The 22211-nt window shown below is 71.5% G+C and carries 20 protein-coding genes; 11 read left to right on the top strand and 9 right to left on the bottom strand.

The window, feature by feature from the left end; genetic code table 11:
- The first annotated feature begins 4 nt into the window (after positions 1-4).
- Together G3I60_RS17280 and G3I60_RS17275 are read left to right on the top strand one after the other, a co-directional pair.
- Entirely contained in the window at positions 5-793 is a 789-nt protein-coding gene (locus G3I60_RS17280) for an aminotransferase class IV (RefSeq protein WP_164293774.1), read from the top strand.
- Between the two features lie 219 nt (positions 794-1012).
- Entirely contained in the window at positions 1013-3838 is a 2826-nt protein-coding gene (locus G3I60_RS17275) for a penicillin acylase family protein (protein ID WP_164293773.1), read from the top strand.
- Between the two features lie 49 nt (positions 3839-3887).
- Here G3I60_RS17275 and G3I60_RS17270 read toward each other — a convergent pair whose 3' ends face one another.
- Positions 3888-5234, bottom strand: coding sequence for an alpha/beta hydrolase (locus G3I60_RS17270; RefSeq protein ID WP_164293823.1), 1347 nt, complete (start codon positions 5232-5234; stop codon positions 3888-3890).
- 256 nt (positions 5235-5490) lie between these two features.
- On the opposite strand from G3I60_RS17270, the gene G3I60_RS17265 reads away from it, so the two are divergent.
- Genes G3I60_RS17265 through G3I60_RS17250 form a run of 4 tightly spaced genes read left to right on the top strand, consistent with a single transcriptional unit; the run spans position 5491 to position 9575 of the window.
- Complete coding sequence (locus G3I60_RS17265; RefSeq protein WP_138353375.1) at positions 5491-6273, top strand: SDR family oxidoreductase; 783 nt, start codon at positions 5491-5493, stop codon at positions 6271-6273.
- Complete coding sequence (locus G3I60_RS17260) at positions 6270-7919, top strand: AMP-binding protein (protein WP_164293772.1); 1650 nt, start codon at positions 6270-6272, stop codon at positions 7917-7919. Before G3I60_RS17265 ends, G3I60_RS17260 begins: the two co-directional genes overlap by 4 nt.
- A gap of 56 nt (positions 7920-7975) precedes the next feature.
- Positions 7976-8575, top strand: a complete 600-nt coding sequence (locus G3I60_RS17255) for a TetR/AcrR family transcriptional regulator (protein ID WP_138353295.1) — start codon at positions 7976-7978, stop codon at positions 8573-8575.
- A 13-nt stretch (positions 8576-8588) separates the two neighbouring features.
- A complete protein-coding gene (locus G3I60_RS17250; RefSeq protein WP_164293771.1) occupies positions 8589-9575 on the top strand; it encodes an NADPH:quinone oxidoreductase family protein in 987 nt (328 codons plus the stop codon).
- A gap of 59 nt (positions 9576-9634) precedes the next feature.
- Here the strand turns inward: G3I60_RS17250 and G3I60_RS17245 are convergent, their stop codons facing one another.
- A complete protein-coding gene (locus G3I60_RS17245; RefSeq protein WP_164293770.1) occupies positions 9635-9934 on the bottom strand; it encodes a 4a-hydroxytetrahydrobiopterin dehydratase in 300 nt (99 codons plus the stop codon).
- 2 nt (positions 9935-9936) lie between these two features.
- Complete coding sequence (locus G3I60_RS17240) at positions 9937-11187, bottom strand: helix-turn-helix transcriptional regulator (RefSeq protein WP_164293769.1); 1251 nt, start codon at positions 11185-11187, stop codon at positions 9937-9939.
- A gap of 91 nt (positions 11188-11278) precedes the next feature.
- Here G3I60_RS17240 and G3I60_RS17235 point away from each other — a divergent pair, with 91 nt between their 5' ends.
- Positions 11279-11713: a hypothetical protein gene (locus G3I60_RS17235; protein ID WP_164293768.1), complete on the top strand. Its 435-nt coding sequence runs from the start codon at positions 11279-11281 to the stop codon at positions 11711-11713.
- A gap of 250 nt (positions 11714-11963) precedes the next feature.
- Here G3I60_RS17235 and G3I60_RS17230 read toward each other — a convergent pair whose 3' ends face one another.
- The gene (locus G3I60_RS17230) at positions 11964-13178 is read right to left on the bottom strand and encodes an acyl-CoA dehydrogenase family protein (RefSeq protein ID WP_164293767.1); all 1215 of its coding nucleotides are present in this window, start codon (positions 13176-13178) and stop codon (positions 11964-11966) included.
- 6 nt (positions 13179-13184) lie between these two features.
- Positions 13185-14270, bottom strand: a complete 1086-nt coding sequence (locus G3I60_RS17225; RefSeq protein WP_164293766.1) for a phosphotransferase family protein — start codon at positions 14268-14270, stop codon at positions 13185-13187.
- A 156-nt stretch (positions 14271-14426) separates the two neighbouring features.
- Here G3I60_RS17225 and G3I60_RS17220 point away from each other — a divergent pair, with 156 nt between their 5' ends.
- Positions 14427-15350 carry an ADP-ribosylglycohydrolase family protein gene (locus tag G3I60_RS17220; protein WP_164293765.1) on the top strand — a complete coding sequence of 308 codons (924 nt, stop codon included), beginning with the start codon at positions 14427-14429 and terminating at the stop codon, positions 15348-15350.
- An 80-nt stretch (positions 15351-15430) separates the two neighbouring features.
- Positions 15431-16711: a glucarate dehydratase family protein gene (locus tag G3I60_RS17215; protein ID WP_239069942.1), complete on the top strand. Its 1281-nt coding sequence runs from the start codon at positions 15431-15433 to the stop codon at positions 16709-16711.
- Positions 16712-16929: 218 nt separating this feature from the next.
- On the opposite strand, the gene G3I60_RS17210 is transcribed toward G3I60_RS17215, so the two are convergent.
- From G3I60_RS17210 to G3I60_RS17200, 3 genes are read right to left on the bottom strand one after another with little or no spacing between them, the layout of a single operon-like run.
- Entirely contained in the window at positions 16930-17868 is a 939-nt protein-coding gene (locus G3I60_RS17210) for an MBL fold metallo-hydrolase (protein WP_138353286.1), read from the bottom strand.
- Between the two features lie 40 nt (positions 17869-17908).
- Positions 17909-19306: a gluconate:H+ symporter gene (locus G3I60_RS17205; protein ID WP_164293763.1), complete on the bottom strand. Its 1398-nt coding sequence runs from the start codon at positions 19304-19306 to the stop codon at positions 17909-17911.
- Between the two features lie 36 nt (positions 19307-19342).
- Positions 19343-19879 (bottom strand): gluconokinase, encoded by a 537-nt coding sequence (locus tag G3I60_RS17200; RefSeq protein ID WP_164293762.1) that lies wholly within the window; start codon positions 19877-19879, stop codon positions 19343-19345.
- Positions 19880-19994: 115 nt separating this feature from the next.
- Between G3I60_RS17200 and G3I60_RS17195 the strand changes: the two genes are divergently transcribed.
- Together G3I60_RS17195 and G3I60_RS17190 are read left to right on the top strand one after the other, a co-directional pair.
- Positions 19995-20702, top strand: a complete 708-nt coding sequence (locus G3I60_RS17195) for a FadR/GntR family transcriptional regulator (protein WP_138353283.1) — start codon at positions 19995-19997, stop codon at positions 20700-20702.
- Between the two features lie 68 nt (positions 20703-20770).
- Complete coding sequence (locus G3I60_RS17190) at positions 20771-21664, top strand: hypothetical protein (RefSeq protein WP_164293761.1); 894 nt, start codon at positions 20771-20773, stop codon at positions 21662-21664.
- Between the two features lie 34 nt (positions 21665-21698).
- Here G3I60_RS17190 and G3I60_RS17185 read toward each other — a convergent pair whose 3' ends face one another.
- Positions 21699-22139 carry a MarR family winged helix-turn-helix transcriptional regulator gene (locus G3I60_RS17185; RefSeq protein ID WP_138353281.1) on the bottom strand — a complete coding sequence of 147 codons (441 nt, stop codon included), beginning with the start codon at positions 22137-22139 and terminating at the stop codon, positions 21699-21701.
- Positions 22140-22211: the final 72 nt, after the last annotated feature.

Here is a 22211-nt window from a genome sequence, read left to right as displayed (position 1 = left end):
CGGCATGACTGGTACCCCTGCCTTCCGTATCGAGTTCGACGGCCACCCCGCCACCGCCGAGACCCTGGCGCGCTTCGTTATGGTCAGCAGCTACGGCCACTTCACCGCCATGCAGGTCAGAGGGCGCGCGGTGCGCGGTCTCGACTTCCATCTCGACCGGCTGGACCGCGCCACCCAGGAGCTGTTCGGTACCGGCCTGGACGGAGGGCGGGTGCTGGACGCGGTCCGGCACGCGCTGGGTGACGACGTCGACGCGTCGGTGCGCGTCAATGTCTTCCGCCCCGACGAGGCCGGCGACGTCTCCCTCATGGTGACGGTCCGGGGTCCGGGACCCGCGCCGAGCGGTCCGCAGAGCCTGATGTCCGTCGACTACCAGCGGCCTGTGGCCCAGGTGAAGCACGTCGGAGGCTTCGCCCAGGGCTACTTCGGCAACGCCGCGCACGAGGCGGGGTTCGACGAGGCGCTGCTCGTCGGACCCGGCGGCGTGATCGCCGAGGGTTCGATCACCAACGTCGGCTTCGCGGACGGCGACACGGTCGTCTGGCCCGACGCGCCCGCCCTGCACGGCATCACGATGCGGATCATCCAGCGGGAGATGGACGCGGCGGGCCTGCCGTGGCGGCACCGGCGGGTCACGGTGGCGGACGTGGCATCGTTCGACGGCGCCTTCGCCTGCAACTCCCGGGGGATCGCTCCGGTCGGCCGGCTGGACGAGCTGATCCTGCCGACGGATGTGGATCTGGTGAAGCGGGTGATCGGGCTCTTCGACTCCGCCCCGTGGGACGCGCTCTGAGCGGTGGTCCGAAACGTCGGTCCCGACTGCGTACTCAACGGCGGTCCCAACCGCCCTCCCAGCGGCGGACGTCCTCTCCTACCTCCCGGTACGGCTGTTGCTTGTCGGTAAACCCGTTGGCGGCTGGAAAAGCCGAACAAAAAGGTGACGCATGTTCACCTTCCGGCGTGAGCGTACCGGCGGTAACCTCCGGCGCATCGGCCTCCGGGAGGAGCAGGAATGCCACAACGCAACGGCAGACTACGCACCGGCAAGGTAGGCACCCGCAAGGGCGAGGCAGTCACCCGCACGTTCAGAACGGTGACCGCCGCGGCGCTGCTCGCGCTCGGCGTCACCCTCGTCGTACCGCTGCCGCAGGCGGCCCAGGCGGCGGACCCCACCACCGACTACTGCCAGGGCCAGTGCGGCGACATCCTGCCGCCCGGTGAGAACGGCAACGCGACGCTCGCCGACATCCTCGCCCACAAGGTCTTCGGCACCCGGCCGGTGCACGCCGCCGACCAGCTCGGACCGTACGCCAACCTGGCCACGGGCTATCCGTCGCTCACCGATGCCACCATCACCAACTTCTTCAACGACGCCTCCTTCGGCGTCCCGTCCGGCCAGGTCGCGTCGGTGACGACACCGCGCGCCGACGTCACCATCACCCGCGACAAGAAGACCGGCGTCCCGCACATCCAGGGCACCACCCGCGACGGAACGGAGTACGGCGCGGGATACGCGGCAGCGCAGGACCGGCTGTGGCTGATGGACCTGTTCCGGCACGTCGGACGCGGTCAGCTGTCGTCCTTCGCGGGCGGCGCGGCCGCCAACCAGCAGCTGGAGCAGGAGTTCTGGCGGGCCGCCCCGTACACCGAGGCGGACCTCCAGGCGCAGGTCGACCAGATCACGGCGGGCAACGGCGCACGCGGGCAGCAGGCGCTGGCCGACGTGACGGCGTACGTCAACGGCATCAACGCCTACATCACCCAGTCCAAGAACGGCCGTTACTTCCCCGGCGAGTACGTGCTGACCGGCCAGATCGACGCGATCACCAATGCCGGCGAGATCCAGCCATTCAAACTCACCGACCTGATCGCTCTCGGCTCGGTCATCGGCGCGCTGTTCGGCTCCGGCGGTGGCGGTGAGGTGGAGAGCGCGATCTCGCTGCTCGCCGCGCAGCAGAAGTACGGAGTCACCCAGGGCACCACGGTCTGGGAGACGTTCCGCGAGCGCAACGACCCCGAGGCCATGCTCACCGTGCACGACGGATCCAGCTTCCCGTACGCGGGCAAGCCGGCGAACCCGCAGGGCGCGGCGATGCCCGTGCCCGGAACGGTCGTTGCGGAGCCGCTGGTCTACGACCGGACGGGCGGCGCGGCGACCGCCGCCAAGACCCCGGTCAAGGCAGGCCCGCTCAAGGACGCGCAGGGCATCTTCGACAACGGGGCGCTGCCGGCGAACCTGTTCTCCACCAAGAAGGGCATGTCCAACGCGCTGGTGGTCAGCGGCGCGCACACCGCCAGCGGTCATCCGCTCGCCGTGTTCGGCCCGCAGACCGGCTACTTCGCACCTCAGCTGCTGATGCTCCAGGAGCTCCAGGGCCCGGGGATCAGCGCGCGCGGCGCCTCGTTCGCCGGGCTCGGGATGTACGTGGAACTCGGCCGCGGCCAGGACTACGCCTGGAGCGCCACCTCGGCCGGCCAGGACATCACCGACACCTACGCCGTCGAGCTGTGCCAGGACGCCGTGCACTACGTCTACCACGGTGTCTGCACGGCCATGGAGAAGCTGGAGCGCGTCAACTCCTGGAAGCCCACCGTCGCCGACTCGACCGCCGCGGGCTCCTACCGGATGCAGGTCTACCGCACGGCGTACGGGCCGGTGGAGTACCGCGCGACGGTCGGCGGCAAGGCGGTCGCGTACACGACGCTGCGCAGCTCGTACCGGCACGAGGCCGACTCGATCATCGGCTTCCAGATGCTGAACGATCCCGGCTTCGTCCATGACGCGGCCACGTTCCAGCAGGCCACCCAGCACATCAACTACACCTTCAACTGGTTCTACGCGGACTCGCGGCAGACCGCCTACTACAACAGCGGGACGAATCCGGTGCGCGCCGCCGGCGTGGACCCCTCGTTCCCGGTGAAGGCGGAGGCCGCCTACGAGTGGCAGGGCTGGGACCCGGCGTCGAACACCGCCACCTACACCCCGCCCGCGCAGCACCCGCAGTCCGTCGACCAGGACTACTACGTCTCGTGGAACAACAAGCAGGCCAAGGACTTCACCTCGGCCGGCTTCGGCAACGGCCCCGTGCACCGCGGGGACCTGCTGAATGACCGGGTGAAGAAGCTCGTCGCCGCGGGCGGGGTGACCCGGTCCGCGCTCACCAAGGCGATGGCCGACGCCGCGCTGACCGACCTGCGCGGTGAGGACGTCCTGCCGGAGCTGCTGCGCGTGCTGCGCAGCGCACCGGTCACCGACCCGCAACTGGCCACCGCCGTCCAGCAGTTGTCCGACTGGGGCACGGCGGGCAGCAAGCGCAAGGAGACCTCCGCGGGCTCCCACGTGTACGCGAACGCGGACGCGGTCCGCACCATGGACGCGTGGTGGCCGCTGCTGATCGACGGCGCGTTCCGGCCCGGTCTCGGCGACGGCCTGTACACGGCGCTGACCGCGAACCTGTCGATCGACGAGTCACCGTCCGCCGGCCACGGGCCGACCGGAGCGCACGCGGGCAGCGCGTTCCAGTACGGCTGGTGGAGCTACGCGGACAAGGACCTGCGGACGGTCCTCGGCGACCCGGTGCAGGGCTGGACGCCGCAGGCCTTCTGCGGCGGCGGCACCCTCGGCGCCTGCCGTGACGTGCTGCTGGCCACGTTGAAGCAGGCGGTCGCGAAGCCCGCGACCACCGTCTACCCGGCCGACGCCAACTGCTCGGCGGGCGACCAGTGGTGCTCCGACACGATCATCCAGCGGCCGCTGGGCGGGATCACCCAGGACAAGATCAGCTGGCAGAACCGGCCGACGTTCCAGCAGGTCGTGGAGTTCCCCGCGCACCGGTAGCGGTTCCGGTCGCGGTTCAGGAAGCACGTGCACGCCGCGGGACGGGGACTCAGTGCGAGATCCGTCCCGCGGCGAGCACCACCCGCGCCAGTTCCTCATGGCATATGTCACTGTGCGCGCCCGCCGGCGGAGAGCCGCTGCACACCACGGCCGACACGTCCACGCTCACACACCCGGCCGCCGGGAACCGGCCGGCCCGGGCGTCCTCGATCGTCGCCCGCCGGGTGCCGTCGACGGCCTGGATGCCGTCGTGGCCCATCGCGCCCCAGCGGTCGCCGAGCCCGATGAGCGAGGAGTCGTCGCGCGACAGCCGTGACGCGAGCGGGTAGATCACCCCGAGCGCGGTGTCGTGGCTGGAGAAGCAGGACACCACGGGCCCGTCCACCCGGTTCTCCGCGTCGCGCAGCGCCCCCGAGTGCGACGCGTCGCCGGGCAGCCGGCGCGCGTACGCGTAGTGCGAGAACGCGCCCTGGAGCAGCGTCACGGACTTGACGTTGTGCGCCCCGGCGGGCAGTCCGAGCAGCGCGAACGACACCAGGCGGGCGCCGAAACTGTGCCCCACCAGGTGCACCCGTACCGGTCCCGCCGCCTGCGACAGCCGGCCCAGCGCCGGGCCGAGACCGTGCTGCCCGACCGTGCCGGCCCGCCGCTTCATCGCGAAGTACGTGGCCTGCCGCAGCAGTTCGTGAGCGCCGTTCCACAGCTTCTTCCCGAGCCCGCCGAACAGTTGCTGTTCGCCGGGTTCGTCGGGCCCCAGATCGACACCGGTCTCCTGGAGCGCCGCGGTGAGCTCCGCGCAGAGCCCGACCGGGTCGTCCGCGAGGATCGCCGGGTCGGGCTGCGGCCCGCCGTCGCCGGAGTCCGCGGCGAACGCGGCGGCGGGGCTGCCCGCCGGCAGTGCCACGAGGTCGCGGACCAGCCGCGCGAACTCCCCTAACGCCTCGGGGGAGTCGGGACACTCCACCAGTAGCTCCGCCAGTCGCCGCACCGTCGCGTCCTGGCCGGGGAACGTGCCGGTCAGGGCCCGGCAGGTCTCCTCGCTGAGCTCCGTCCGGCCGCCGGGGGCGGCCGGGACGGTCGCGGTGGCTGGGAGGGGGGCGATCAGCGAGGGCGTGAAGTCCGGGATGGGCTCGTCGCTGAACCGCATGGCGGGCCACAGCACGCCGACGTAACCGAGCCGTACCCGCGTGCCGGTGCCGAGCAGCCCGGGGAAGGGCGCGAAGAACCGGTCGTAGAGCCAGGTCGCCATGGACTGGTCGTTGTTCCAGCCGTGCGAGAACATCACCAGATCGGTGACCCCCTCGGCGGCCACTCCCGCCAGTAGTTGATCACGCTGCCGGGTGTCCACGTCCCCGTCCGCGTCGAAGGTCAGTTCCCAGTAGGGCTGCACACTCATCGCTGTCACGGCGGTCCCCCTCGGTCGTATCGCCGAAGTCCCTCTCCCAGCCACCGCTGGGAGGTGCCCCCAGCCGGCGCGGCCTGCCACGCCCGCTCGTGGCCTCGATCCGCGCCATGTGCGCGCATCATCCCGAACAGGGAGGAGACCGGCCATACCCCGCGCAGACGATTTTGCTCTTCCGTCGACCTGACCGACCGCTTAGTATGCGAGAGGAGCCGTAGCCAGTCGAGTCGAAGGAGACACGATCGTGGTCGTGGAAACACTGCGCGATGCCCGAGTGGTCGTCACCGGGGCAGGTGGCGGCATCGGTGCCGCGCTGGCCCGCAGATTCGCCGCCGAGGGCGCGCGGGTCGTGGTCAACGACCTGAACGCCGGAGCCGCGCAGGCCGTCGCCGACGAGATCGGCGGCATCGCCGTACCGGGCGACGCCTCGGGCATCGTCGGCAAGGCGCGCGACGCGCTCGGCGGCACGATCGACGTCTTCTGCGCCAACGCCGGTATCGGCACCGGCGGCCCCGACGCCACCGACGAGGAGTGGGAACGCTCCTGGGACGTCAACGTCATGAGCCACGTCCGGGCCGCCCGCGAGCTGCTGCCCGAATGGCTCGAACGCGGCAGCGGCCGCTTCGTCGCCACCGTCTCCGCCGCCGGGCTGCTCACCATGGTGGGCGCCGCGCCGTACTCGGTCACCAAGCACGGCGCCTACGCCTACGCCGAGTGGCTGTCGCTCACCTACCGGCACCGCGGCATCCGCGTGCACGCGGTCTGCCCGCAGGGCGTGCGGACCGACATGATGCGCGCCGCCGGCACCGCGGGCGAGCTGGTGCTCGCGCCCACCGCGATCGAGCCGGAGGAGCTCGCCGACGCCGTCATGGCGGGCATCGCCGCCGAGCAGTTCCTGATCCTGCCGCACCCCGAGGTCGCCGGGTACTACGCGGCCCGCGCCGCGGACCCGGAGCACTGGATCGACGGAATGAACCGCCTGCAGCAGAAACTGGAGCACATCACGGGCTCAGAGGGCGGGGACCGCACGTGATCTCGTACGCGGCCAAGCCGTGGCTCCAGCACTTCACCGAGGAGCAGCGTGCACTGCCCGACGCCCCGCCGAGCGTGCTGCACGCCTTCCGCGCCTCGGTCGCCCGGGTACCGGACCGCGCCGCCCTCGCCTACTTCGACGGACGGCTGTCCTACCGCGAGGTCGACGAGCTCTCCGACGGCCTGGCGAACCATCTGGCGGAACGCGGCTTCGCACCCGGCGACCGGCTCGCGGTCATGCTGCAGAACATCCCGCAGTTCGTGATCACGCTGCTCGGCGCGTGGAAGGCCGGCGGCACGGTCGTGCCGGTCAATCCGATGTACAAGACGCATGAGCTCGCCCACATCCTCGCCGACGCCGGGGTCCGGGCGATCGTCTGCTCCGACCGCGCCTGGGACGGCTACGTCCGGGAGACCGTGGCCGGCTCGCAGGTCTCGATCGCGCTCGTCACCAGCGAGCTGGACCTGCAGACGCGCGACGACCACCGCGTCCTGCCCGGCGACCGGTTCCCCGCCACGGATGCCGAGGACCTGCTCACCGCGGCCCGCGCCGCCGCGGGACCGCCGCCCACCGCGGCCCCCGAGCGCCACGGCACCGCGCTGATCAGCTACACCTCCGGAACCACCGGCGCCCCCAAGGGCGCGATGAACACCCACGGGAACATCTCCTACAACGCCGACCGGCAGCGCTGCATGCTCGCCCTGCCCGACGGCTCGGTGATCTTCGCGATGGCGCCGCTGTTCCACATCACCGGGATGGTCGCCCAGCTCTCCTCGGCCATCGCCAACGGCGCCACCCTGGCGCTCACCAACCGCTTCGAGGCGGGCGTCGTCCTGGAGGCGTTCCAGGAGTACCGCCCCGCCTACACCGTCGGCCCCGCCACCGCCTTCATGGCGCTGATGGCCCGCCCGGAGGCCACCCGGGACCACTTCGCGTCGTTCCACTACATCTACTCCGGCGGCGCCCCGCTGCCGCCCGCCGTCGTCGAGGGCTTCCGCGAGAAGTTCGGGCCCTACATACGCAACGGCTACGGGCTGACCGAGTGCACCGCGCCCTGCGCGAGCGTCCCGGCCGGCCAGGAGGCACCCGTCGACCCGGAGTCCGGCACGCTGTCCGTCGGCGTCCCGGGTCCCGACACGGTGGTGCGGATCTTCGACGAGCTCGGCGCGGACGTACCGTTCGGCACGCACGGCGAGATCGGCGTCCGCGGCCCGATGGTGGTCCCCGGCTACTGGAACCGCCCCGAGGAGTCGGCGGCGGCCCTGCCCGGCGGCGAACTGCGCACCGGCGACATCGGCTTCATGGACGAGGCCGGCTGGCTGTACGTCGTCGACCGCAAGAAGGACATGATCAACGCGTCCGGCTTCAAGGTCTGGCCGCGCGAGGTCGAGGACGTGCTCTACACCCACCCCGCCGTCCGCGAGGCCGCCGTCGTCGGCATCCCCGACGCCTACCGGGGCGAGAGCGTCAAGGCGTACGTCAGCCTGCGGCCGGACCGGACGGCCGAACCCGCGGATCTCATCGCGTACTGCAAGGAGCGGCTCGCCGCGTACAAGTACCCGCGCGAGGTGGAGATCCTCGAGGAGCTGCCCAAGACCACGAGCGGCAAGATCCTCCGGCGCGAACTGAAGGCCCGCGCCGGATAGGGTCCATACCGGTCGGAATGTTCGGCCGGCGCATCGGTACGGAGAAAGGGCAGGCCATGGCACGCAGCACGACCACCAAGGCAACCGCGGTCCCTGAGCGGCTGCTCGCCGAGGCCACCCGCCTCTTCGCCGAGCGCGGCTACGACCGCACCTCGGTGCAGGAGATCGTCGAGGCGGCCGGGGTGACGAAGGGCGCGCTCTACCACTACTTCGGCTCCAAGGACGATCTTCTGCACGAGATCTACGCCCGCGTGCTGCGGCTGCAGACCGAGCGTCTCGACTCCATCGCCGCCCAGGCCGCCCCCGTACCCACCCGGCTGGCCGAGGCCGCCGCCGACGTCGTCGTCACCAGCATCGAGAACCTGGACGACACCAAGATCTTCTTCCGGTCGATGCACCAGCTGAGCCCGGAGAAGCAGAAGGCGGTACGCGCCGAGCGCCGCCGCTACCACGAGAAGTTCCGGGCCCTGATCGAGGAGGGCCAGCGCGAGGGGATCTTCCGCGTCGAACTGCGGCCCGACCTCGTCGTCGACTACTTCTTCGGCTCGGTGCACCACCTCGGCACCTGGTACCGCGCGGACGGCCCGCTGTCCGCCACCACGGTCGCCGAGGACTTCGCAGACATGCTGCTGCACTCGGTGCGGCAGCCCCGATAACTGGAGGTACCTGGTGAAGGCATGGCGCGTGCACGAGAACGGGGAGCCGCGCGAGGCGATGCGCCTCGACGAGGTACCGGACCCGCAGCCCGGCCCCGGTGAAGTGCTGGTGCGGGTACGCGCCGCGAACATCAACTTCCCCGACGCCCTGCTCTGCCGCGGCCAGTACCAGATCCGCCCGCCGCTGCCGTTCACCCCGGGCGTCGAACTGTGCGGCGAGATCCTCGCCCTCGGCGAGGGCGTGACGGGCCTCGACATCGGCGCCCGCGTCATCTCCCCGGCATCCCTGCCGCACGGTGCCTTCGCGGAACTCGCCGTCATCAGCGCCGCGACCGTACTGCCCGCCCCCGACGCCCTCGACGACGCCGAGGCCGCGGCCCTGCACATCGGCTACCAGACCGGCCTGTTCGGACTCCACCGCCGCGCCGCCCTCCAGCCCGGCGAGACCCTCCTGGTGCACGCCGCCGCCGGCGGCGTCGGCAGTGCCGCCATCCAGCTCGGCAAGGCCGCCGGCGCCACCGTCATCGGCGTCACCGGCGGCCCCGACAAGGCGAAGGTCGCCCGCGACCTGGGGGCCGACCTCGTCGTCGACCGCTACAGCGAGGACTTCGTGGCCGTCGTCAAGGAAGCCACCAACGGCCGCGGCGCGAACGTCGTCTACGACCCGGTCGGCGGCGATGCCTACACCAGGTCGACCAAGTGCATCGCCTTCGAGGGCCGCATCGTCATCGTCGGCTTCACCAGCGGCACGGTCCCGACCCCGGGCCTCAACCACGCCCTCGTTAAGAACTACTCGATCCTCGGCCTGCACTGGGGCCTCTACAACACCAAGGACCCCCAAGCAGTCCTCCAGGCCCACGAAACCCTCACCCGCCTCGCCACCGAGGGCAGCGTCAAGCCCTACATCAGCGAGCGGGTCCCCCTGGCCGGGGCGGCGTCCGCCGTACAGCGAGTAGCAGACGGCAAGACCACCGGCCGCGTGGTCGTCGTCAACGACTGACCCGCCCACGGTCGCGCAGCGGTCCCGCCCACTGAGGGCGGGACCTTCCGCGCCCCCGGCTACCGGGCGCCGTGCCCCGTCGCTGCTGCTTCGATACGCCGGGCGAGCTCGATGTCGTGCTCCGCGACATACCCGCCGATGTCGCTCGAACTAATCGACACATGCACGGTCCTGTAGCCGAGCGTCGCGTCCGAGTGGTGGCCCAGGTCGTCCTGGATGGCGGCGATGTGCACGATGAAGGCGGCACCCTGGATGTGCGGGATCGAGTACGAGCGCTCCACCTTGCGGCCGTCCGTCGACCAGCCCGTCATGCCCTTGATGCGTTCCTCGATCTGCTCCGTCGACAGTGCCTCAGCCACGGTCAAACCCTCTCGCCGATGGGCGCCAGCACCTCCGCCAGGTCCTGGCCGATCGGTTCAGCCTGCCACGGCTGCATCGCCGTCTCTACGGCGGCGAGTACCCGCCGGGTCCGCGCGGAGCCGGTGAGGAGCGCGATGTCCACGGCCTGCCGGGTCAGCTCGACGGCCCGCTCCGGTTCCCCCACGGTCGCGGCGGCTACTGCCTGGCGGGCAGACCACACGCCGACGTCCCTACGCGACGCCGTGGGTGCCTCAGGGATGATCTGCTGCCACACCTGGTCTGCCTCGCGGGCCAGCCCGAGCCGGCCGTAACAGGTCGCGCGCTGCACCTCCACGTAGTGGGTGGTGCGTAGGCATGACGTTCCCCATTCCTCGGTATGCACTCGGTTGACGAGACGGCCGGCCTTGTCGAGGAGCATGTCGACCTGTGAGCGATCGCCCAGGAGGGAGGCGCCGTGGGCGTGCTGCTGCAGCGCGAACACCTTCAACTCGGCGGGGAGATGGCGGGCGTCCATCATGGCGCCCTCGCACAGGTCGATGACGGCCCGGCCGGCGCCCTGGTCGGTGCGTGCCATCGCACGGTCAACGAGAGCGCACGCAACGGCCTGCCGGTCATGGGAGCGGTGCGCGAGCTCCTGCGCGACGTCGTGGCACTGCAGCGATGCCGCGGGATTGCCCGCGTCGAGGTAGAGCCACGCGGCGAACGTGGCGTAGGAGACCCCGACCTTGGCCATCCTCCGGCGCGTGGGACCGTCAGCCCGGTCGATCAACTGCCCGATCAGGTCGCATTGCGCGGTCACCGTGCTGATGAGCGCGCCCGGACCGAGGAGCATGTCCGCCCGGTAATGACCCGCGAGCTGCTGCTCGAAGTACGTCACGAGCGCAGGGTCCACATGCTGCGGGGCGGCAAGACCTGCGAGTGCGCCCGCGGCTGTTCCCGCAACGAATGTGCGCCGGTCCACGGAGACCACCTCTCCCGTCAGCGCTTCGGTCTCCGGTGAGCCGCTACGGCCTTGCCGAGCGACGCTCACGGCCCGGTCCAGCATGCTCAGCGGCACACCGAACACAACGGCCAGGTGCCTGCGCGTGTGCAGCGTCGGAAGGCGTGTGCCGCGCTCCCAGCGGCCCACCTCGCGGGCGTCCTTGGTCATGGTGCCGGACGCATCGCAGTACGCGTCTGCCACCTGCTGTTGCGTCCAGCCACGCTCCCGGCGCAGCCGGACAAGTAGCCGACCGATGGATTCTGCTGCCATGGAACCTCCCCGTCCGGCCCCCATTCTGGCCCCCCGCATGGACGGTGCGCTGGCTCCTCCACACACGGGGACACGGCGCTTTGCTTGATCCATGGACACCGACGCATCGGCGGCGCCTACGACGCCGGCCATGGACCCCGAGCGGCTGACCACCGACCAGCTGCGCGGCCTGAACTGCGCGTACTGCAAGACCCGGCTGTACCGCGCCCGGTCGATCGGTACCGTCCGCGTCGGGCCCGTCGTCATCGCTGAGGACGTAAGGCTGTACGCCTGCGCGCCGGCTTGCAATCCCGCCATCGCCCTGGAGCCACACGGCTGGTGCTTCATCTGCCACGACCCCGTCGACAAGGAGACCGCCATCACCGTCGGGTTCGTCGAGTCCCTGCCCGCGCCCGGCCGGCCCACCTACGCGGATGACAAGTGCTTCGTCGCCTACCGGCTCTACCGGCTCGACGAGCACCCTGCGGGCACCGACGGCAGGCCCCGCTACCGCGACCGGGAGCCCTTCGCTCCGCGTTTCCGCTGATTCCGCGCCGTCCGGCGGCCGACTCCCCGCTGCGGTCCGGCAACCGGGTCGAGCCGGCGGGCCCGAACGCGAGGGGCCGGGATCGCAGCTGGGGGCACCCCCGGCCGGAGGTTGGGGGAGGGTTCGAAATGCTGCCGAGCTGTTTGTGAGCCGCTGGGGGCACCCCCGGCCGAAGGTCGGGGGATCGGAAATAGTCGATTTCGAACCCTCGCGCCGGAGAGCCCGGCCCCGCCCCACGACGGACCGCCAACTACGCGTACTTCCTCAGCTCACGACGCGCCAGCGACCGCTTGTGCACCTCGTCCGGCCCGTCCGCCAACCGCAACGTCCGCGCAGCCGCCCACAGCTCCGCCAGCGGGAAGTCCTGACCCACGCCCCCCGCGCCGTGCACCTGGATCGCCCGGTCGATGATCGCCTGCACCGCGGCCGGAGTAGCGATCTTGATCGACTGGATCTCGGTGTGCGCGCCCCGGTTGCCGACCGTGTCCATCAGCCAGGCCGTCTTCAGCACCAGCAGCCGCAGCAGTTCGATCTCGACCCGCGCCTCCGCGATCCACTCCTGGACCACACCCTGCTCGGCGATCGGCTTGCCGAACGCCACCCGGTCCGTCGCCCGCCGGCACATGAGCTCGAGGGCGCGCTCCGCCATGCCGATCAGGCGCATGCAGTGGTGGATCCGGCCCGGTCCGAGCCGTGCCTGGGCGATGGCGAAGCCGCCGCCCTCCTCGCCGATCAGGTTCTCGGCCGGCACCCGGACGTCGGTGAAGACCACCTCGGCGTGGCCGCCGTGGTCACCGTCGTCGTAGCCGAACACCCGCATGCCGCGGCGTACTTCGACGCCGGGGGTGTCACGCGGCACGAGGATCTGGCTCTGCTGGCGGTGGCGTTCCGCCGACGGGTCGCTCTTGCCCATCACGATCATGATGGCGCACTTGGGGTTCATCGCCCCGGAGATGTACCACTTGCGGCCGTTGATGACGTACGAGTCACCGTCGCGCTCGATCCGCGTCTCGATGTTCGTGGCGTCCGACGAGGCGACGTCCGGTTCCGTCATCGCGAACGCGGATCGGATCTCACCGGCGAGCAGCGGCTCCAGCCACTGCTTGCGCTGCTGCTCGGTGCCGAACTCGCTCAGCACCTCCATGTTCCCGGTGTCGGGCGCGGCGCAGTTCAGCGCGGGCGGCGCCAGGTGCGGGCTGCGGCCGGTGATCTCGGCCAGCGGCGCGTACTGCAGGTTCGTCAACCCCGCCCCGCGCTCGCCGGGCAGGAAGAGGTTCCACAACCCCTGCCGCTTGGCTTCCGCCTTCAGCTCCTCCACGACGGGCGGCGCGGACCAGCGGGCGTCGCCCTCGGCCTGCTCGCGCTGGAGGGCGAAGACCGGCTCCGCCGGGTGGACGTGCTCCTCCATGAACGCGGTCAGTCGCGTCCGCAGTTCCTCGGTACGGGCGTCATAGGCGAAATCCATCAGTCCTCAGTCCTCCTGGGGCTGGAGCCGGAGCTTGAGCAGCCCGCGGTCGATGAACGCGGGGACCAGGGAGCCGATCCGATCGAAACCGGCACCGACGGTCTGGCCCAGCGTGTAGCGGTAGTGGATGCCCTCGAGGATCACGGCGAGCTTGAAGTACGCGAAGGCCGTGTACCAGTCGATGGCGGAGGTGTCGCGGCCGGACCGCTCGGCGTACCGCTCGACCAGTTCCTGGGCACTGGGGTGGCCGGGCGCGTCGCCGGTGGTGGACACGGGCGCGTCCGGGACGGTCTCCTGCTCGCTGTACATCACCAGCAGGCCGAGGTCGGTGAGCGGGTCGCCCAGCGTCGACATCTCCCAGTCCAGGACGGCCCGGACCTGGTCGTCGTCGCCGACGAGCACGTTGTCGAGCCGGTAGTCGCCGTGCACGACGGTGGGCGCGGGCGAGACGGGCAGCGCCTTGCCGAGGGCGGCGTGCAGTTCCGCGATACCGGGCAGCTCCCGGCTGCCGGACGCCTCCAGCTGCTTGCCCCAGCGGCGCAACTGCCGTTCCAGGAAGCCCTCAGGACGTCCGAAGCCGTCGAGACCGGCTGCTGCCGGGTCCACCGCGTGCAGGTCCACCAGGGTGTCGACGAGCCCCAGCACGACGGCGCGGGTGCGCTCCGGGCCGATCCCGGCGAGCTGCGCGGAGGTGCGGTACGGGGTGCCGTCCACGAAGTCCATGACGTAGAACGGCGCGCCGATCACCTCGGGGTCCTCGCACAGCAGCACGGTGCCGGGCACCGGAACCGGGGTGTCGCTCAGCGCGCTGATCACCCGGTGCTCGCGCGTCATGTCGTGCGCGGTGGCCAGGACGTGCCCGAGCGGCGGCCGCCGCACCACCCACCGCGAGACGCCGTCGGTGACGGCGTACGTCAGGTTGGACCGGCCGCCCTCGATCAGCCGGGCGCGCAGGGCGCCGCGCACCAGTCCCGGCCGCTCCCGGTCCAGATGTTCGCGCAGCCGACCGAGGTCGAGCCCCGGTGGATCGGCCGGTGGATTGTCCGGCGAACCGGCCGGGGGATTGCCCGGTGGATTGTCCGTACCGCTCATCGTCTGCTCCTCACCACCCGGCACACCTTGGTCCTGGCGTTCCTGCCATCATGCCGACCAGTCGGTATGTCGTCCAGTAGGGATCCGGAATCCGGTGTTGTGGGCCGGTTCCGGCTGGGAGACTGGCGGCCCGTCCATGCCCTCCGAGGAGCCTAGATGTACATCCCCGCCGCCGCCCTGGACTCGCTCCACGGACTCGCCCACGGGGACGCCTTCGGCGACCGCTGGTTCTCGATGCTCCGGCTCGCGGGCCCCGAGGCGCTGGAGAAACGTGTCCTGCCGCCGCAGGACACCTGGTTGTGGAGCGACGACACCGCGCAGGCGCTCGCGCTCTTCCGGGAGCTGTCGGAGAGCGGCGGCGCGGTCGACCAGGACCGGCTGGCGCGCCGCCTCGCCGACGAGTACGCCGCCGACGACCACCGCGGCTACGGTCCCTCGATGCACGACGTGCTCCGCCGGATCGGTGCGGGGGAGCCGTGGCAGGCCGTGGTGGGCGAGCAGTTCGAGGGCCAGGGCTCCTGGGGGAACGGGGCCGCCATGCGGCTGGCCCCGCTCGGCGCCTGGCACAGCGGCGACCTGGACACGGTCGCCGAACTGGCCGCCCGCCAGGCCGCCGTCTCGCACCACCACCCCGAGGCCGTCGCCGGAGCCGTGGCGGTCGCGGTCGCCGCCGCGCTCACGGCCCGCGGCCGGGGTGGTCCCGCCCCCGCCCGTGCCGAGTTCCTGAGCTCCGTCGCGGACCGGCTCGACGTCTCCGACGTCCGCTCCGGCCTGCGCACCGCCTCCCGGATGTCCGAGTACGCCTCGGTCCGCCATGCCGCCGAAGTGCTCGGCTCCGGATACCGGGTGTCGGCCCCCGACACGGTCCCGTTCGCGCTGTGGTGCGCGGGAAACCACCCCGACGACCTCCAGGAGTGCCTGTGGGCCACCGTCTCCGGCCGCGGCGACATGGACACCACCTGCGCGATCGCGGGCGGTGTGGTCGCCGCCCGCACCGGGGTCGCGGCCCTGCCGGCGGCCTGGCACGCGGCCAGGGAGGCGCTCCCGGCGTGGGTTGACGCGGACTCGGCCCCCGCCTAGCCTCTGGACTTATGGGTGAACGGGATTCACATACGCAGACAGCAGCGGCGAACGCCAGGACACTGAGGGACTCCGGGGCACTGACGGTGACGGAGGTCAGGCTCACCCCGATCCTGATCGCCGATCCGCCGCTGCTCAACACCCAGGGCGTGCACCAGCCCTTCACCCCGCGCCTGATCATCGAGGTGGTCACCGCCGACGGCACGGTCGGCGTCGGCGAGACGTACGGCGACAGCCGGTACCTGGAGCTGGCCGCGCCCCTGGGCAAGGCACTGCCCGGCCATGCGGTCAGCGATCTGAACGGGCTGTTCACGCTCGCCGAGCAGGTCTGCGGCGACCCCGACGACGTCTCCGACTCCGTCGACGTCGGCGGGCTGCGCGGGGTGCAGACGGCCGACAAGCTGCGGCTCTCCGTCATCTCCGGGTTCGAGGTCGCCTGCCTCGACGCGCTCGGCAAGATCCTCGGGCTGCCCGTGCACACCCTGCTCGGCGGCAAGGTCCGCGACACCGTCGAGTACAGCGCGTACCTCTTCTACCGCTGGGCGCACCACCCCGGCGCGGACACACCCCGTGACGACTGGGGCGCCGCGCTCGACCCGGCCGGAGTCGTGGCCCAGGCCCGCCGCTTCGCCGACACGTACGGGTTCGCCTCCTTCAAGCTCAAGGGCGGCGTCTTCCCGCCCGACGAGGAGATCGCCGCCGTCAGGGCGCTGGCCGAGGAGTTCCCCGGTCAGCCGCTGCGGCTGGACCCCAACGGCGCCTGGTCCGTGGAGACGTCGCTGCGGGTCGCCGCCGAACTGGGCGACGTCCTCGAATACCTGGAGGACCCGGCCAGCACCACCGCCCGCATGGCGGAGGTCGCGGCCGGCACCGATGTGCCGCTGGCCACCAACATGTGCGTGACGACCTTCCCGGAGATCCGGGAGGCCTTCGCGACGGGCGCCGTCCAGGTCGTGCTGTCCGACCACCACTACTGGGGCGGGCTGCGCAACACCCGTGAACTGGCCGCGATCTGCCGCACCTTCGGCGTCGGCCTGTCCATGCACTCCAACACCCACCTGGGAATCAGCCTCGCCGCCATGACCCACGTGGCCGCGACCGTCCCCAATCTCGACTACGCCTGCGACTCGCACTACCCCTGGCAGACCGACGACGTCATCACGTCTCGGCATGTCTTCACCGACGGCCGGCTCACCGTCTCCGACGCCCCCGGCCTCGGCGTCGAACTCGACCGGGACGCCCTCAAGGTGCTCCACCAGCGCTGGCTGGACGACGACGGCACGATGCGGGACCGCGACGACGCGGCGGCCATGCGCGAGGCCGACCCGCGGTGGCGCACGCCGTCCGTTCCGCGCTGGTGACATTGCCGCCGGGCGGCACCTTGCGGCCCGATAGACACCGCTGAGGCCCGTCCGGCCGATCACGCGCGGCCCCACCCGGAACGGCGGCTCCCGGTGCCGCCGAGGACCGGTCACCGCCGCGTGAACGGGTGCCGGGGGAGCCGCCCGTTCTGCCGCGACGGGCCACCTGCCGGCCGGAGACCGGCTGGACCGGACAGCCATGATCCGCCGGAAGGGCACTACGCGTGGCAGGCCACCGGCACGCCGCCGTTCATCTCCGTCATGTCGGCGAACGCCGCCGCCACGTCCAGCGGGGCGCCCGGCGCGATGCCGTCGAGTTCGGCGTAGACCCGGTGCAGGTTGGCGACCAGCCGCTCGGACTCACGGAGTTGGGCGAAGGCCCCGAGGTCGGCGGCGCGGGCGGTCTGCAGCGGGGTGTGGCCGGCGGCGCGGCCGGTGTCCGCGAGACAGCCGAGGTTGCGCAGATACCGCTCCATGGTGTCGTAGACGCCGGGGTCGGTGACCGGGCCGTGCCCGGGGACGACGATCTCGGCGTCCAGCGACCGCAGCAGGTCCAGCGCGCGCAGCGACCCGGTCAGGGACCCCATCAGGATGAACGGCGTGCCGCCGTTGAAGACCAGGTCACCGGTGAAGACGATGCGCTGGCGCGGCAGCCACACGATGGTGTCGCCCGGCGTGTGGGCCACCCCGGGGTGGAACAGCCGTATTTCCGAGCCGGCCGTGTGCAGCCGCATCGATTCGGAGTACGTGACGGTGGGCGCGGTGATCTCGATGTCGCCGTAGTCGACGTCGGGCCAGACCCCGTGCAGCTGGCGGCCGGCCGCCAGCAGCTCCCGGCGGCACGCGGTGTGCCCGACGACGGTCGAGCCGCCCGCCGCGAACAGGCCGTTGCCGTAGGTGTGGTCGCCGTGGTGGTGGGTGTTGACCACGTACTCCGGATGCGGCACGCCCGCCGTCGTGATGGCGTCCCGCAGCAGCCGGGCACGGCGCTCGGTGGCGGCGGTGTCCACGAGCAGCGTGCTCGTGCCGTCGCTGACGAAGCCCGCGTTGCTCAGGCACCAGCCGCCGTCGGGCTGGCAGAACGCATGGACGTCCGGAGCCAGTTCCATGAGATACGGCTCCGTGCCCGTTGTATCGACAATCGCCGTCGTGCCCATGCATGCCCTCCCCAGGACTGTCCTCTGACGCCGCCTCGCACTACAGAACGAGCGAGAGCAGCAGGACGAAGCCTAGGGCCACCACCGAGATCACTGTCTCCATCGTCGACCACGACTTGAGGGTCTGCGGGACATCCATCCCGAAGTACTCCTTCACGAGCCAGAACCCGGCGTCGTTGACATGCGAGAAGAACAGCGAGCCGGCTCCGACGGCGAGTACCAGCAGCGCCGCATGAGTTGTCGACATGTCGGCCGCGAGCGGTGCCACGAGGCCGGCCGCGGAGATCGTGGCGACGGTCGCGGAGCCGGTGGCGACCCGGATGAGGACGGCGATCAGCCAGGCGAGCAGCAGCGGTGAGATGTTCCAGCTGTCGGACCAGTTGAGGATCATGTTGCCGACCCCGGCGTCGATCAGCGTCTGCTTGAACCCGCCACCCGCGCCGACGATGAGCAGGATGCCGGCGATCGGGGCGAGCGACTTCTCGACGGTCGAGGAGATCCGTTCCTTGGTGAACCCGGCCGCGCGGCCCATGGTGAACATGGCCAGGACGACGGCGGCGAGCAGCGCGATCAGCGGCGTGCCGAGCACGTCGAAGGTCCGGTAGACCAGGCTCTGCTGGTCGTCGACCATGACGTCCACCAGCGCCTTGGCGAGCATCAGCGCCACCGGCAGCAGCATTGTGCACACCGTCGCGGTGAAGCTGGGACGCCGCTCGAGGTCGTCCGAGGCGCGGGCCGGGGTGAGGTTCTCCGGCGGGTCGACCTTCACCCAGCGGTCGGCCACCCGGCCGAAGAGCGGCCCCGCGATGGCGAGAGTGGGCAGCGCGACGAGGACACCGAGCGCCAGGGTGGTGCCGAGGTCGGCGTGGATGGCGTCGATGGCGGCGAGCGGCCCGGGGTGCGGCGGCACCAGGCCGTGCATGACGGAGAGCCCGGCCAGCGCCGGGATGCCGACCCGCATCAGCGAGTAGTTGCCGCGCCGGGCGACCAGCAGGACTACGGGTATCAGCAGCACGATGCCGACCTCGAAGAAGAGCGGCAGCCCGATCAGGCCCGCGATCCCCGCCATGGCCCATGGCATCCGGCGTTCGCTGGTGCGGGCCAGGATGGTGTCGACGATCTGGTCGGCTCCGCCCGAGTCCGCCAGCAGTTTGCCGAGGACGGCACCGAGCGCGATGAGCACGCCGACCCCCGCGACCGTCGAGCCGAGACCCGTCGTGAAGCTCGTGACGGCCTTCGCCAGCGGTGCGCCCGCCACCGCGCCGAGCACGAGCGAGCCGATGGTGAGGGCGAGGAAGGCGTGCACCTTCCAGCGGGTGATCAGCACGATGATGACGGCGATGCCGACGAGTGCGGCGATGCCGAGCCGGGTGTCACCGGCGGAGGTGATGGGCGGCGCGGTCGTCGCGGCCAGCAGCTCGACGCTGAGTGCAGACACGTTCGTACTCCAGGGGGACGGCGGCGGATGTGGGGGTCAGCGGGGGAGCGCGGCGTACGCGCGCTCGGCGATCTGCTGCGGGCCGCCGTCGATCGTGACGACGGCACCCGCCTCGTCGGCGTCCAGCGGCTCGAGGGCTTCGAGCTGCGAGCGCAGCAGGCCGGGCGGCATGAAGTGCTGCATGCGGGCCGCGAGCCGCGCGGCGATCAGCTCGGGCGGGCCGTCCAGGTGCAGGAAGAACAACCGGGGGGCGGCGGCGCGGAGCCGGTCGCGGTAGCGGCGCCGCAGGGCGGAGCAGCTGACCACACCGCCCAGCCCGTCGCGTTCGGTGACCCAGGCGGCGATGGCGTCCAGCCACGGCTCGCGGTCGGTGTCGTCCAGCGGATGGCCGGCTGACATCTTGGCGATGTTCGCCGGCGGGTGGAAGTCGTCCGCCTCGGCGTAGGGGACGCCCAGCCGTTCGGCGAGCAGGCCGCCGACCGTGGACTTGCCCGATCCGGACACGCCCATGACGACGACGACCGGGGGGCTCGGCTGGTGCTGCGGCTGGTGCTGCGCGGGTTCGGCAGTCATGCGCTCGTACCTCCTTGTGCAAGCGGCTGGCACCAATAAACGCCATAGGTACTACTTATTCAAGAGCTCGATATGAAAACGTCATACCAAGGTGGTGGCACATAGGCTGTCACCCATGCCTCAGCAGGGAGAGAGCGGCGGCCTGCACGCCCGCGTACTGGCCGAACTCGGGCCCGCCATCGCCTCGGGCGGCTACCCGCCCGGCACGGTGCTGCGCATCGACGAACTCGAAGTGCGGTACGGGGTGTCACGCACCGTCGTCCGTGAGGCCGTCCGCGTCCTGGAGGCCATGCACCTGGTCGAGACCCGCCGCCGGGTCGGCGTCACGGTGCGGCGCACCGAGGAGTGGAACGTCTTCGACCCTGCGGTCATCCGCTGGCGGCTGGCCGGCGCCGACCGCCCCCGCCAGCTGCGTTCGCTGACGATGCTGCGCACAGCCGTCGAGCCGGTGGCCGCCGGGCTCGCCGCGCTGGCCGCCACCCCGGGCCAGTGCAGGGAACTGACGGTGCTCGCGTCCGACATGGCCGCGGCCGGCCGGGCCGCGGATCTGGGCGAGTACCTGGTGCACGATGTCGCGTTCCACCGCGTCATGCTCCAGGCCTCGGGCAACGAGATGTTCGCCCGGCTCGGCGATGTCGTGGCCGAGGTGCTGACCGGCCGTACCGAACACCACGTGATGTTCACCGCTCCCGACCCCGAGGCGGTCACGCTGCACGTACGGGTCGCCGAGGCGGTCCGGGCGCGGGACGCGGCCGGCGCGGAGAGCCTGATGCGGGAGATCTGCCTGGGCGCGCTGCGTGAACTGGACATCCTCGCGCCGTAGCCGGCCCTCGCCGGCCGTGGCCGGAAAACCGGATGACCCGGTCGGCCGGTGGTGATCCACTGGGGCGTATGCCCGCTCGACCGACCGCGTCCCCCGCCGCCCCGCCGCAGCCGTTCCGCTGGAACCTCGCCACGTCCGCGGGTGCCGGCCCGGACCGGCTCGGCACGCTCACCGAGGGCGCGCCGCCGGTCCGGCTCCGCTATCTGCCGTCGCTCACCGAATGCGCCGCGAAGGTGCTGGCCCGCTCCGACGGCGCCGACCTGTGCTTCGTCGGACGGTCGCTGGACAGCATGTACGACCTGCTGACCGGCGCGTTCGAGGGCTCGTCGTGGGAGGGCCGGCTGCTGCGGCTGCCGGTGTCGTGCACCAGTGACCAGGGCTGGACGCCACCGATGCGGGCACGTTTCCGCGAGCACCTCGCCGCGGCGGGGCTCGACCCGTACGCGCTGGCCCGCCGGAAGCGGCCGGTCGCCCTCGTGGACGTCGTGTTCCGGGGCAACACCTTCGACACCCTGCACCGCGCGCTCGCCGGCTGGATCGAGGAGAGCCGCGAGCCGTGGCCGGTGATCCGCCGCAAGCTGCGCTACGTCGGTGTCACCCAGCGGGGCAGGACCAGCCCGGGCCACTGGCGCTGGCAGCAGGACGCGTCACGCCCGTGGGTGCGTACGCTGCCCGCCGGCCATGTGGTCAATGTGTCGCTCGACCCCGGGACCTGGTCGTGGTTCGGCGACCACCAGCCCAAGGTGCACAGCTCGTTCCCGGCCGTCCGCTGGTTCGACGAGGACGCCGCGGACCCCTGGTACCACCCGTCGCTCCCGGCCGCGCTCACCGAATCGCTGGCGCTGGTCGCGGCGGGACGCACCCGCGTGGTGCGAGACGACCTGGTCCGCGCGCTGGGGCGGGAGCCCGGTTTCGCGGGTCGTGAGGTGCGCGCGCTCGCGGCGGCGCTGCGCCGCCGCTGACCCGGACGGGTCTCAGGCGCTTTACCCGAACGGGTCAGGCGTTGTTCTCCATCGCCGGGCGGAGCCGTCCCAGCAGGGCGTAGAGCGTCGCGCTCTCGTCCTCGTCCAGGGCATCGAGCGCGCCGTGCGTCGCCTGCATCTCCTCGCGCACGCGCCGGATGGTGTCGCGGCCCTCGTCGGTCGCCACGACGTTCTTGACCCGGCGGTCGGCGGGGTCCGCCTCGCGGCGGACGAGCGACCGCGCCTCCAGTCGGTCCACGATCCCGGTGACGTTCGACGCGTCGCACACCAGCAGCGCCGCGAGACCGCGCATCGGCAGCGGGCCGTCGAGCTGGGCGAGGACCTTGGCCTGGGTGGAGGTGAGGCCGTGGTGGGCGGCGGCGGCCGCGAAATCCCGCCACTGGGCGGTGCCGATGGCGGCCAGCAGCTCCAGGAGCTCGAGCTTGGTCGGGACGTTCGGGGTGGTGGCGCTCATGGGTCGAGTGTACTCAAAATGCTTGACGACATCAATCATTAACTTGACGTCCTTAACTATTGAGGTCTACCG

This window comes from Streptomyces sp. SID13666 (genome assembly GCF_010548325.1).
GTDB classification, from domain to species: domain Bacteria; phylum Actinomycetota; class Actinomycetes; order Streptomycetales; family Streptomycetaceae; genus Actinacidiphila; species Actinacidiphila fildesensis.
The sequence above is the reverse complement of the archived record's forward strand: the minus strand, read 5'-3'. Positions and strand labels throughout refer to the sequence as shown.

Coding starts and splice junctions, on each gene's coding strand:
- G3I60_RS17230 (WP_164293767.1), bottom strand. CDS start 13,178: ATGGATTTCGCCTATGACGCCCGTACCGAGGAACTGCGGACGCGACTG.
- G3I60_RS17200 (WP_164293762.1), bottom strand. CDS start 19,879: ATGACTGCCGAACCCGCGCAGCACCAGCCGCAGCACCAGCCGAGCCCC.
- G3I60_RS17240 (WP_164293769.1), bottom strand. CDS start 11,187: ATGGCAGCAGAATCCATCGGTCGGCTACTTGTCCGGCTGCGCCGGGAG.
- G3I60_RS17210 (WP_138353286.1), bottom strand. CDS start 17,868: ATGGGCACGACGGCGATTGTCGATACAACGGGCACGGAGCCGTATCTC.
- G3I60_RS17195 (WP_138353283.1), top strand. CDS start 19,995: ATGCCTCAGCAGGGAGAGAGCGGCGGCCTGCACGCCCGCGTACTGGCC.
- G3I60_RS17255 (WP_138353295.1), top strand. CDS start 7,976: ATGGCACGCAGCACGACCACCAAGGCAACCGCGGTCCCTGAGCGGCTG.
- G3I60_RS17185 (WP_138353281.1), bottom strand. CDS start 22,139: ATGAGCGCCACCACCCCGAACGTCCCGACCAAGCTCGAGCTCCTGGAG.
- G3I60_RS17270 (WP_164293823.1), bottom strand. CDS start 5,234: ATGAGTGTGCAGCCCTACTGGGAACTGACCTTCGACGCGGACGGGGAC.
- G3I60_RS17235 (WP_164293768.1), top strand. CDS start 11,279: ATGGACACCGACGCATCGGCGGCGCCTACGACGCCGGCCATGGACCCC.
- G3I60_RS17280 (WP_164293774.1), top strand. CDS start 5: ATGACTGGTACCCCTGCCTTCCGTATCGAGTTCGACGGCCACCCCGCC.
- G3I60_RS17275 (WP_164293773.1), top strand. CDS start 1,013: ATGCCACAACGCAACGGCAGACTACGCACCGGCAAGGTAGGCACCCGC.
- G3I60_RS17190 (WP_164293761.1), top strand. CDS start 20,771: ATGCCCGCTCGACCGACCGCGTCCCCCGCCGCCCCGCCGCAGCCGTTC.
- G3I60_RS17225 (WP_164293766.1), bottom strand. CDS start 14,270: ATGAGCGGTACGGACAATCCACCGGGCAATCCCCCGGCCGGTTCGCCG.
- G3I60_RS17220 (WP_164293765.1), top strand. CDS start 14,427: ATGTACATCCCCGCCGCCGCCCTGGACTCGCTCCACGGACTCGCCCAC.